This is a genomic window from Bacillus sp. BHET2, assembly GCF_005938125.1.
Lineage (GTDB): Bacteria > Bacillota > Bacilli > Bacillales > Bacillaceae_B > Rossellomorea.
The window spans coordinates 1-12279 of record NZ_VCQN01000009.1 but is presented as its reverse complement, the minus strand read 5'-3'; the positions used below and the strand labels follow the sequence as shown (position 1 = coordinate 12279).

The 12279-nt window shown below is 41.9% G+C and carries 10 protein-coding genes, 1 rRNA gene and 1 other annotated feature (1 of these 12 only partly in view); all 11 genes read right to left on the bottom strand.

From position 1 onward, the window contains the following. Nucleotides 1–117 (bottom strand) — a binding site (T-box leader) (it extends 104 nt beyond the left edge of the window). Between the two features lie 43 nt (nt 118–160). The 11 genes from gltX to rrf all read right to left on the bottom strand — a co-directional run bounded on the left by gltX (nt 161) and on the right by rrf (nt 12274). Beyond that, entirely contained in the window at nt 161–1618 is a 1458-nt protein-coding gene (gene gltX / locus FGG79_RS20070) for a glutamate--tRNA ligase (RefSeq protein WP_138781606.1), read from the bottom strand. A gap of 86 nt (nt 1619–1704) precedes the next feature. Further along, nucleotides 1705–2181 carry a 2-C-methyl-D-erythritol 2,4-cyclodiphosphate synthase gene (ispF, locus tag FGG79_RS20065; RefSeq protein ID WP_138781604.1) on the bottom strand — a complete coding sequence of 159 codons (477 nt, stop codon included), beginning with the start codon at nt 2179–2181 and terminating at the stop codon, nt 1705–1707. Further along, nucleotides 2174–2878, bottom strand: a complete 705-nt coding sequence (ispD, locus tag FGG79_RS20060) for a 2-C-methyl-D-erythritol 4-phosphate cytidylyltransferase (protein ID WP_138781602.1) — start codon at nt 2876–2878, stop codon at nt 2174–2176. The genes ispF and ispD overlap by 8 nt, the downstream gene beginning before the upstream one ends. Before the next feature lie 77 nt (nt 2879–2955). Beyond that, a complete protein-coding gene (locus tag FGG79_RS20055; protein ID WP_138781600.1) occupies nt 2956–4047 on the bottom strand; it encodes a PIN/TRAM domain-containing protein in 1092 nt (363 codons plus the stop codon). A gap of 213 nt (nt 4048–4260) precedes the next feature. Continuing rightward, nucleotides 4261–5334: a DNA integrity scanning diadenylate cyclase DisA gene (gene disA, locus FGG79_RS20050; RefSeq protein ID WP_138781598.1), complete on the bottom strand. Its 1074-nt coding sequence runs from the start codon at nt 5332–5334 to the stop codon at nt 4261–4263. A gap of 3 nt (nt 5335–5337) precedes the next feature. After that, complete coding sequence (gene radA, locus FGG79_RS20045) at nt 5338–6714, bottom strand: DNA repair protein RadA (RefSeq protein ID WP_138781596.1); 1377 nt, start codon at nt 6712–6714, stop codon at nt 5338–5340. 194 nt (nt 6715–6908) lie between these two features. Further along, nucleotides 6909–9356, bottom strand: coding sequence for an ATP-dependent protease ATP-binding subunit ClpC (gene clpC, locus FGG79_RS20040; protein ID WP_138781594.1), 2448 nt, complete (start codon nt 9354–9356; stop codon nt 6909–6911). 1 nt (nt 9357) lies between these two features. Continuing rightward, nucleotides 9358–10440: a protein-arginine kinase McsB gene (gene mcsB / locus FGG79_RS20035; protein ID WP_138781592.1), complete on the bottom strand. Its 1083-nt coding sequence runs from the start codon at nt 10438–10440 to the stop codon at nt 9358–9360. Then, the gene (mcsA, locus tag FGG79_RS20030) at nt 10437–10985 is read right to left on the bottom strand and encodes a protein-arginine kinase activator protein McsA (protein WP_138781590.1); all 549 of its coding nucleotides are present in this window, start codon (nt 10983–10985) and stop codon (nt 10437–10439) included. The genes mcsB and mcsA overlap by 4 nt, the downstream gene beginning before the upstream one ends. A 20-nt stretch (nt 10986–11005) precedes the next feature. After that, complete coding sequence (locus tag FGG79_RS20025; RefSeq protein ID WP_138781588.1) at nt 11006–11467, bottom strand: CtsR family transcriptional regulator; 462 nt, start codon at nt 11465–11467, stop codon at nt 11006–11008. A gap of 690 nt (nt 11468–12157) precedes the next feature. After that, nucleotides 12158–12274 (bottom strand): 5S ribosomal RNA (rrf, locus tag FGG79_RS20020). Nucleotides 12275–12279 lie beyond the last annotated feature (5 nt).

Below are 12279 nucleotides of genomic sequence, written 5' to 3'. Positions count from 1 at the left end.
TTCAGTAACGGGCTCAGAGGTGCATTTCAGAATCGGAGAGGCTTAAACCACTTTCAGCCGGTGATGGTTCTCTCTACTAAGCATCCTTTTCTTACTTCTCCTCTTCAACGCGATATCATTTATATTGATACTCTTACTATATTACAGATCATTCAAAATGTTAACCTAAAAGACTTTGAAGACGATGTTTAACTGTATCTTTCCCTAAAAGTTCAATGGCATTCGGTAACTCAGGACCATGGGTTTGGCCTGTTACAGCTACACGGATTGGCATAAATAATTTTTTCCCTTTATGACCGGTAGACTTTTGGACCGCTTTAATAGACGATTTAATTTCCGCCGCTTCATAATTTTCAAGAGCTTCAATTTCATTCAAGAAAGCTTGAAGAACTTCAGGAACTTCCTCTTCATCCAAAACAGCCTTAGCATCTTGATCATATTCAAGGTCCGTCTTGAAGAACATTTCAGACAGCTCCACTATTTCAGCACCGAAGCTCATTTGCTCCTGGTATAAAGAAATGACGCGTTTAGCCCATTCGTGCTGCTCATCAGACATATTTTCTGTAAGCTTACCAGCACTGATCAAGTGTGGCAGCGATAGTTCCACGACTTCATCCAACTCTAAGTTCTTCAAATACTGATTGTTCATCCATGTAAGCTTCTGGTTATCAAACAGGGCAGATGAAGTGGATAACCGCTCAGGATCAAAGATTTCAATGAACTCATCTTTAGAAAACAGCTCATCCTCTCCTTTTGGAGACCAACCTAATAACCCAATGAAGTTGAATAACGCTTCTGGTAAATACCCTAATGCTTCATACTGCTCGATGAACTGAATGATACTCTCATCACGCTTACTTAATTTTTTACGACTTTCATTGACGATTAGTGTCATATGACCGTAGACAGGCGCCTTCCATCCCAATGCGTCAAAAATCATTAATTGTTTGGGCGTATTGGAAATATGATCTTCCCCGCGAAGAACGTGTGTGATCTTCATCAAATAATCATCCACTGCAACCGCAAAATTATACGTTGGAGTTCCATCTTTTTTCGCAATGACAAAATCACCGATTCCATCTGATTCAAAGGCTACATTTTCTTTCACGATATCATTGAAAGAAAATACTTTCCCTGCAGGAACACGGAAGCGAACGCTCGGCTGACGGCCTTCTGCAGCCAGTCTTTCCTGATCTTCTTTCGTCAGGTTACGACATTTTCCGGAATAGCGAGGCATTTGACCTGCGGCAGATTGAGCTTCACGTTCAGCTTCAAGTTCTTCTTCCGTACAATAGCATTTGTAGGCTTGGTCGCTTTCTACTAGCTCATTTAAGTACTGCTCGTAAATATGATTACGCTCTGATTGACGATAAGGACCATATTCACCCGGCTTATCCACGCTTTCATCCCAATCGATGCCAAGCCACTGAAGATATTTAAGCTGGCTTTCTTCGCCACCTTCGATATTACGTTTCTTATCCGTGTCTTCAATCCGGATTATGAACTTTCCGCCTACGCTGCGAGCGTATAGATAATTGAATAAAGCGGTTCTAGCATTTCCAATATGTAAATGACCCGTTGGACTTGGGGCATAACGGACGCGTACTTCTTGTGTCATTTGTTTTCCTCCTCTTATGATTCCTGCTTAAAAGTCTATGACCTATTTTAACACCGTTATGTAAGGGAATAAAGCGAATTTATCCCTTACTTCTTTTTAATTAATATCGTCGTTTGTGCGGCAATTCCTTCGCCTCTTCCAGTAAATCCGAGCTTCTCTGATGTTGTTGCCTTTACGTTCACTTCCGCCATATCCGCTTCTAATAAAAAGGCGATGCTTTGTCTCATTTCGTCAATATACGGAGCCATCTTCGGTTTCTGAGCAATGATCGTACAATCGATATTTCCCAATTCATAGCCTTCCTCTTTCACAAGAGACCAAACATGCTTGAGCAGCTTTGCTGAATCGGCATCCTTGAATTCAGGGTCTGTGTCCGGGAAATGCTTTCCGATATCCCCTGCCGCAATGGCACCTAGGCACGCATCCGCTACAGCATGTAACAATACATCTGCATCCGAGTGACCCAATAACCCTTTTTCATAAGGGATCGTAACGCCTCCCATGATAAGTGGTCTCTCTTCCACTAATTGATGAACATCAAATCCTTGTCCTATCCTAAACATGTGTGTCCCCTCCACTCATTTCATCTTGCTTCTTTAATATTGCCTCGGCAAAATACAAGTCTTCAGGTGTTGTCAGTTTAATATTGTCATAATCGCTCTCAACAACAGAAACTTCAACATCCAATCTTTCTACCAAGGAAGCATCATCTGTACCGAGAAAACCATCTTCATCCGCTTCCCCATGTGCCTTTTTCAAAACGGAAACACGAAAAGCTTGTGGAGTTTGAACCATCCACAAGCTTGAGCGTTCAATCGTTTCCTCGACCTTTCCATCCAGCACTTTCTTAATGGTATCTTTAACAGGAACAGCGGCAATAGCCGCTCCTGTTGAATACGTCTTTTCCACCAACTGGTGAATGGTCGATTCTTTAATAAAAGGTCTTGCCCCGTCGTGCACAAGAACAATTTCATGTCTAACCTCAAGCAATGCATTGTACACACTATGCTGTCTTTCTTCTCCACCGTCTACAAGCTTGACGACCTTCGTAATCCCGAAGCGTTTTAATAAACTTGTGAAGGCATCCCGCTCCATTGGATGAATCGCTAAATAGATCCCTTTACAATGGGAGTCCCGTTCAAAGACACGCAATGTATGAATAATAACAGGACAGTTATTCAACTCAAGAAGCAGCTTGTTCTTGCCCGCTTTCATTCGTTTACCTTGCCCCGCAGCAGGAATGACAACTTCATATTCCATACGATAACCCCTTTAACCCTCAAGTAATACTATTTATTATACCTTACTGAATCACTGGAGTCAGGGGCAATGATTACTTATAAAGCTTTTTCTAATTGCTTTGGCTTTGCAAAGATCATTCGGCCGGCAGACGTTTGCAGAACTGACGTTACAAGTACATCAATGTACTTACCAATGTAATTGCGTCCTTCTTCCACAACGATCATTGTACCATCATCAAGGTAGGCAATCCCTTGGTTATGTTCTTTCCCATCTTTGATAACCTGTACCTTCAATTCTTCACCTGGTAGTACTACTGGCTTAACAGCATTGGCTAAATCATTAATATTCAATACTTGTACACCTTGAAAATCACATACTTTATTCAAGTTGAAATCATTCGTTACTACGATTCCATTTGTAATCTTTGCTAACTTCACCAGCTTCGAATCCACTTCTTGAATTTCCTCAAAGTCGCCTTCATAAATCTGAACCTCTACTGGAAGTTCTTTTTGGATTCGATTCAGAATGTCCAACCCACGGCGACCACGGTTACGCTTCAACACATCCGAAGAATCAGCAATATGCTGTAGTTCTTCAAGCACGAACTGTGGAATTACAACGATTCCCTCTAAAAATCCGGTTTGGCAGATATCAGCGATACGTCCATCAATGATGACACTGGTATCCAAAATTTTAAGGGTTTTTACACCTTCTTCATCTGAATCCTCTTCCGTGCCTTTTTTCTTACCCCGAGTAGACGCACCAAATAGACTAACTAGTTCATCCCTTTTCTTAAAACCTACCTGGAAACCTAAATATCCCAGAAGCAATGTTAATAGAATAGGGACCACCGTGTTCACAATCGGAATCTGCATCTGATTGAAAGGAATCCCGAACAAATACGCAACAAAAAGACCGATAATAAGACCTAAACTACCAAATAACAGATCCGTAACTGGGGCCTTTACTAAGCTATCTTCAAACCACTTGACGAAATTGACAACATACTCGACTGCCCAAAACGTAAGAATATAAAAGATAATGGCACCAAATATAGCAGTCATATACGGGTTATTAATTAAAGGAATGTCTGATAAATTTATGACGGTAAATAATTCGGGAAGAAGAAATATCCCTAGTGTTCCCCCGACGATCAGGAAGCACGCTTGAACGATTCTTTTTAACATTCCCTCACCTCCTCCTATTCATTATAAACAATTTACTATTTTTGAAACGTAATGAGCTTGAGATTTTTAAATTTAATGGAATCGAAATCATTTTGATATACGTATCCCATCATAATTGAGTCCTTAAATGAAGGCTAACATGTCTCAAACCGACTGTCAATTTTTTGAAAATGATTCATTTATACCACTTATGGGAAATGCAGGACTACCTTCCTATAACTGCCGGTCGGCAAATGTTTGCTCCTTAATTAGCTTTAGGCCCTCTTTGATCTTCCTCGCCCTTACTTCACCAATTCCTTCCACTTCATCCAGGTCATCCACCGTAGCATTGACTACATGAGGAAGTGTTCCGAATCTTGAAATGAGATTTTCAATGATCACAATCGGCAAACGGGGTATTTTATTCAACACGCGATATCCCCTAGGGAATATCGCATCATCGTGGTGAACATACCCATGATAGCCTAATAGCTTAAATAACACATTATCCTCAAGCACCTCTGAGTGAACGAGTTCCTGAAACTTATATAGAAGATCGAACGGCTTGATGTTTCTCTCTTGAGAATAATCCCTAATGATCAGCATCGCTTCATCTTCTATATCCGCTAATAGCTCATTCATCTGCAGCCGTATCAGTCTTCCTTCAACCCCAAGCTCACTCAGATAGGTTAAAAGCTCATTCTTAATCCGCAATACCATTTCGAATCGGTGAAGCACTTTTAATAAGTCGCTTTGGGTTACAAGTTCTTCAAACTCGAGCACAGACAAATTAGAAATGCTCTGATCAAGAACCACTTTATATTTCTCCAACGTTTGAATAGCTTGATTTGCCTTCGTTAAGATGACAGAGATGTCCTTTAGAGCATATCGAAAGTTTCCTTGATAAAGGGTAATGACATTTCTCCGCTGTGAAATAGCGATAACAAGAGCATTAGTTTGTCGTGCAACCCGCTCCGCCGTTCGATGTCTCATTCCAGTCTCCGTAGAAGGGACATATACATCGGGAGCAAGCTGAGCGTTGGCCAATATGATCTTTGTGCCTGCTTCATTCAGAATGATTGCCCCGTCCATCTTGGCCAACTCATACAAATAACTAGGGGAAAAAGCACAGTTAATATGAAAGCCCCCATCCAGTGCAGACTTCACCTTATCGTTATAACCAACAACAATCAGCCCACCCGTATTGGCTCGTAGGACATTATCAATACCATCTCTTATCGGCGCTCCCGGAGCAACGAATTGTAATATATCCGATATGGACTTATCTCTTGCCTTCTTATCTTCCATTTCTTATCCTCCTAAAATAATTGACAGCGCTTCGTTAATATTTGATACACCTGTAACCTCTATGTCAGAAGGCGGCTGCCACCCACTTAAGTTATTTTGGGGAATGATAACACGTTTAAATCCAAGCTTCGCTGCTTCCTGGACACGTTGCTCTATTCTTGACACCCTCCTGATCTCACCTGTAAGTCCCACCTCACCAATGATGCAGTCGTGGGCACGAGATGCCGTGTCCCGAAAGCTTGAGGCAATGCTCGCAGCTACAGCCAAATCGATGGCAGGTTCATCAAGTTTGACGCCTCCCGCTACTTTCAAGTATGCATCCTGCTGCTGTAACAACATTCCTGCCCGTTTCTCTAAAACGGCCATAATGAGTGAGACACGGCTATGATCGATTCCTGTTGCCATTCTTCGAGGGTTGTTGAAGCTAGTAGGCGTGACAAGGGCCTGGATCTCAACAAGAACAGGTCTTGTCCCTTCCATCGAAGCCACAACCGTTGACCCCGCAGCACCCTGAGAACGCTCTTCTAAGAATATCTCAGAGGGATTCGCCACTTCCTCCAAGCCGAGCTCCTTCATTTCAAAGATCCCCATCTCATTTGTTGAACCGAAACGATTCTTCACCGCTCTTAAAATCCGATACGAATGATGACGCTCCCCTTCAAAGTACAGCACGGTATCAACCATATGTTCAAGCAAACGAGGTCCTGCAATCGACCCCTCTTTTGTAACATGCCCGACAATAAAGATGGCAATGCCTTTCGTCTTTCCAATCCTCATTAATTCAGCCGTACACTCTCTTACCTGGGAAACACTGCCGGGAGCCGATGTCACCTCAGGGTGGAAGATCGTTTGAATCGAGTCGATGATGACGAAATCCGGTGAAATTTGCTCAATCGTTTGATGGATTAATTCAAGACTGGTTTCCGCATAAATATACAAATCATCGGACCTCACATGTAAACGATCAGCCCGAAGCTTCGTTTGTTTGATCGACTCTTCTCCAGATATATATAAGACCTTCTGTTTTTGATCAGCAAGTTGAGCAGAAACCTGAAGAAGTAGAGTAGACTTCCCTATACCCGGGTCCCCACCGATCAACACGAGTGACCCTGGGACGACTCCGCCCCCTAGCACACGATTCAACTCTTTGGATTCGGTCAATACTCTTGGTTCTTGCTTTGTTTCAATGGAAATAAGCTTTTGCGCCTTAGTCGGTCCGCTATCTTCAGAATGCATAAACGACGCACGAGGTTTCTTTCCGGTCATCTCAACCTCTTCCACCATCGTGTTCCATTCGTTACACCCTGGACATTTCCCCATCCATTTAGCAGACTCGTACCCACATGATGAACACACAAATTTCGTCTTTTTCTTTGCCAATCTATTCTTCTCCTCTATTACTCTATTTGTACTCCCACCAAATCATGACAATACCATTTGGAATGATTGTATCGGTTTTATGTATTTGATTCAAGAAAAGCGCAGGTGGCTTGGGCAGGCCTGACAAAAGCTTCCCCTATGATAAAAGAGGTACACGAAAAGCATATACGTGTACCTCTTTGTCAAAATTCTTATTATGTCGGAGTATTAGCGGCTTCTTCTTTAAGCACTTTTACAACAAACTCATTTTCTTCTACATCAATCAGGATATTTTGTCCTGTCAGCACTTTGCCTCTTAATAGTTCCTCTGACAGTTTATCCTCCACATATTTCTGAATCGCTCGACGGAGTGGACGTGCACCATATTCAGGATCGAATCCTTCTTCTGCAATTTTATCTTTAGCAGAAGCCGATAGCTCTAAATGAATGTCTTGTTCTTTCAATCGAGTTGTCAATTGGTTGGACATCAACGTCACAATCTCTTTCAAGTGATCTTTTTCAAGTGAATGGAACACGATGATTTCATCGATACGGTTAAGGAATTCTGGTCGGAAAGCCCGCTTCAGCTCTTCCATTACCTTCCCTTTCATATCCTTGTAATCCTGTTGTCCGTCCTGAATATTGAAGCCGACATACTTGTTGCTCTTAAGTGACTGAGCACCAACATTCGATGTCATGATTAGAACCGTATTTCTAAAGTCTACTGTTCTGCCTTTAGAATCTGTTAAACGGCCATCTTCCAATACTTGTAGAAGGATATTGAATACGTCCGGATGCGCTTTTTCAATTTCGTCTAATAAAACGACCGAGTACGGTTTACGGCGAACTTTTTCTGTTAATTGGCCGCCTTCTTCATAACCGACATATCCTGGAGGTGAACCGACTAAACGGGACGTCGAGTGCTTTTCCATGTACTCGGACATATCAATGCGAATCATTGCATCTTCGTCACCAAACATAGATTCCGCAAGCGCTCTGGCCAGTTCCGTTTTCCCTACTCCAGTTGGTCCCAAGAAGACAAATGAACCGATTGGTCGCTTCGGATCTTTTAAGCCTGCTCTTGCACGTCGGACAGCTTTAGATACGGCTACAACTGCTTCCGATTGCCCAATGACTCTAGAATGAAGGATTTCTTCTAATTTAAGCAAGCGGTCCGTTTCGGTTTGAGCCAGTTTCGATACCGGTACTCCCGTCCAGTTCGATACAACCTTTGCAATATCTTCAACGGTTACTTCCGTATTTTCCTGACCCTGCTTTTCTTTCCAAGTGTTCTTTGTTTCTTCTAATTCTTCACGAAGCTTTTGCTCTGAATCCCGTAACGAAGCAGCTTTTTCAAATTCCTGGCTTTGGACGGCTGCATCCTTCTCTTTGCGGATTTCCTCTAGCTTTGCTTCAAGCTCTTTCAAGTTCGGCGGTGTAGTGTAAGAGCGTAAGCGCACCTTAGAACCTGCTTCATCAATTAAGTCAATCGCTTTATCCGGTAGGAATCGATCAGAAATATAACGATCAGACATCTTCACTGCTGCATGAATCGCTTCATCCGTAATGGATACACGGTGATGGGCTTCATAACGATCACGTAAACCCTTCAGAATCTGAATGGACTCATCTGGCGTTGGCTCATTAACTTGGATTGGTTGGAAGCGACGCTCGAGTGCAGCATCCTTTTCGATATATTTACGGTACTCATCTAGTGTTGTAGCACCTATACATTGTAACTCTCCGCGAGCAAGAGATGGCTTTAAGATATTTGAGGCATCAATCGCACCTTCAGCCCCACCTGCTCCGATTAAAGTATGAAGTTCATCGATGAACAAGATGATGTTACCGGCTTGACGGATTTCATCCATAACTTTCTTCAGTCGGTCCTCAAATTCGCCACGGTATTTCGTACCAGCGACTACTGTACCCATATCAAGGGTCATCACGCGTTTATCCCGAAGGATTTCAGGTACTTCATTGGCAATGATCTGTTGTGCAAGACCTTCTGCAATAGCAGTCTTCCCTACACCTGGCTCACCGATCAATACCGGGTTATTCTTTGTACGTCTACTTAAGACTTCAATTACACGTTGAATCTCTTTACTTCTTCCGATGACTGGATCTAGGCTGCCTTCACGGGCAATCGCCGTTAAGTCCCGGGCTAAACTGTCAAGCGTAGGTGTGTTGGCATTGGCATTGCCCCCACCCTGGTGATTACTCGAATCATTGCTACCAAGTAACTGCAATACTTGTTGTCTTGCTTTATTTAAGCTGACACCGAGGTTACCAAGCACTCGAGCGGCTACTCCTTCACCTTCTCGAATTAACCCCAGTAAAATATGTTCCGTCCCAACATATGAGTGACCCAATTTCCGGGCCTCATCCATAGATAGCTCAATCACTTTCTTTGCGCGAGGTGTGTAATGGATCGTTTGGGATTTCTCAGTCCCTTTCCCAATTAACCCTTCCACTTCCTTCTGAATCTTTTCAGGGCTCAACCCCAATGCCGTAAGGGCCTTGGCGGCAATACCTTCACCTTCTCGGACAAGTCCTAATAAAATATGTTCAGTACCAATATTACTGTGCGACAAACGAATCGCTTCTTCTTGAGCTAATGCCAATACTTTTTGTGCTCTTTCTGTAAATCGACCAAACATCATATTATTTTTCCTCCTCACATATATCCTTATCTAACTTAATTCGCTCTCGAATCAAAGAAGACCTTCTTATATCTCTTTCATTTGGTCTCAATGGACCTCCAGAATATTGTTGTAAAAAACCAGGTTGTGTCAAAATCATTAGTTCATTCAATATATTCTTAGATATTGCATTGATGTATCCTAAATCGATTCCGAGTCTAACATCCGATAAACACTTCGCTGCTTCCTTGGATTCAATAATCCGACTGTGCTCAAGCACTCCAAGTGAACGAAAGATCCTATCTTCTAATTGTATGTTTGATGTTTTAACTAATGCGTCCCTTGCCGATTGTTCTTTTTCTATGATTTGCTTCACGACACTTAACAAATCTTCCACGATATCCTCTTCTGACTTTCCTAGTGTCGTTTGATTGGAAATCTGAAAGATGTTACCCAACGCCTCGCTGCCTTCTCCATAAATCCCTCTCACCACTAACCCCAATTGGTTAATGGCCGGGATGATCCGGTTTAATTGCTGTGTTAAAACCAGACCCGGTAAGTGCATCATCACAGAAGCTCTAAGTCCCGTTCCTACATTGGTGGGACAAGTCGTTAAATATCCATGTTTCTCATCAAAAGCAAAATCGAATTCACTTTCAAACCAATCATCAATCTGATTGGCTTTTTGTAAGGCTTCCTTTAATTGCAAACCCGGATATAGACACTGTATTCGAATATGGTCCTCTTCGTTTACCATAATGCTAATATCTTCTTCACTTGATAAAAGGACAGCCCCGTAATTCGCATCCTCTGCCAAGTTAGGACTTATGAGGTGTTTCTCCATTAATACCCTCTTTTGTAGGGGCTGAATCTCACTTGTAGGTAAAAATTCTAATTCACCTAAATCCTTCGGGTAGAATGAGAGCTTTTCCTTCACACGATCGACGATTTCTTTCGCTTCATCAGAAGAATAAAATGTAGAAAATCGGAAGTCCGTAAGATTCCTCGCAAGCCTTACCCGTGAGCTCAGAACAATATCTGAATTTGGACCTTCTTCATTCATCCAAGAGCTAACAGCATTACTTAAGAATTTTTCCAGACTCATTCCTTATCTCCCCCCTCTTTCTTAACCTCTTTCTCCAGGGAGCGAATTTCATCTCGAATCTCAGCAGCTTTTTCAAACTCTTCATCTGCAATCATCCCTTGCAGATCGACTTTCAATTGCTGGATTTTCTTTTTCACATGAATGGCTCCGCCCATACGTTCTGGAACCTTCCCATGATGCTCCACGTTTCCGCTATGAACACGCTTTAACAAAGGAGTCAACTCATCTTTAAATGTCTCGTAGCAATGAGCACAACCAAATCGTCCTACATTTATGAACTGGTGAATCGTCATTTTACATTTTTCACACTGTAAAACTTCTGTTCTAGGAATTTCTGTTTCCTTTGCCTGCTTAAATGCAGGTGATATATTAAGAAGACCTGCCAATAGATTGTTCACTGAAAATCCGGGAGAAGAATCAAACATAAACATCTCACCTTTATCCTGAGCACAATGCTCACATAAATGAACCTCCGTCTTTTCCCCATTTATCACTTTAGTAAAATGAAGGGTTGCAGGTCTTTCATCACACTCTTGACAAACCATCCCTCTCACCTCTTTAGCACTTACTCATATTTCAATGTATCAAGCATCGCTCTGAGCATTCTTCCTCTCAGTATATCCCGTTCAGGTAAGTCCACCATAATGACCGAGCGATCCATCACACTAAGCATGATCTTCGCTTCTCTTTCAGAAATAATCTCTTCCTCAACCAACCGGAAGACAATATCTGCGGCTGTATTCTGGCTTATCGTTTGTGTAATCAAAGCCACCAGCTGGTCAATCAGATGAACTTGATCGTGGGCTTTCACCTTCATGATCCGGATATATCCCCCACCACCGCGTTTACTTTCTACTACATACCCTCGTTCTATCGTGAAACGGGTATTGATCACGTAATTAATTTGAGAAGGAACACATTGAAACTTATTTGCGATTTCGCTTCTTTTAATCTCGAGTATCTCACTTTCACTCAGTTCTAACACATTCTTTAAATAACTTTCAATGATGTCGGATATGTTCCTCATCAAACCTCCTCCTCATTTTGACTTTGACTATATTTGACTATAATTATACAACCGAGAATTAAACTTTGCAATTATGAAGTTTGACCTTAAAAGTTTTCCTGTTTCAGAATAGTTTTAAACGTACAATTCGGAAAATGTTGGATAGAAATTGTAATTTGGGGAACTTTGAATGGGGGGATATTCAAATGAGATGGTTCTAATGGCAGGGATTAGAGGATTAAAATTAGTGTAGTTATTCCGATTTGGTAAGGGAATGGTTTCGTGCGATTCATTGAATGAAAAGGGTGGTTATAAGCTAAAATAGGAGGTTTTTTATGAATTGGTTGTTTGAGGGGGGGTTTTTTGGAGAAGATGAGAAATCTTGTATAGATGTTGGAATGCTTGCATAATTTAGAATCAAGATTGTGTCATTTTTTATATTTATGTTGTGTTTTGCGTTTTTGGATGGGGTATCTGTTGAAATTTGAACTGTATTTTTGTGTAGGATTGCGTCAATTTCACCTATTATTGCGTCACTTTACAATTTTTTGCGTCATTCCCAACCGTTTATGCGTCGTTTTTTTCATTTATGCGTCATTCTGGTCCACTTATGCGCATTTTACCAATTATACCCATCACAAGCCCTAACTCAAAAGCTGACCATTCCATCAAAAAAAAGAGTAACCACAACGGGCTACTCTTTCACATATTGCCTGGCGACGTCCTACTCTCACAGGGGGAGATCCCCCAACTACCATCGGCGCTGAAGAGCTTAACTTCCGTGTTCGGCATGGGAACGGGTGTGACCTCTTCGCGATTATCACCAGACATTT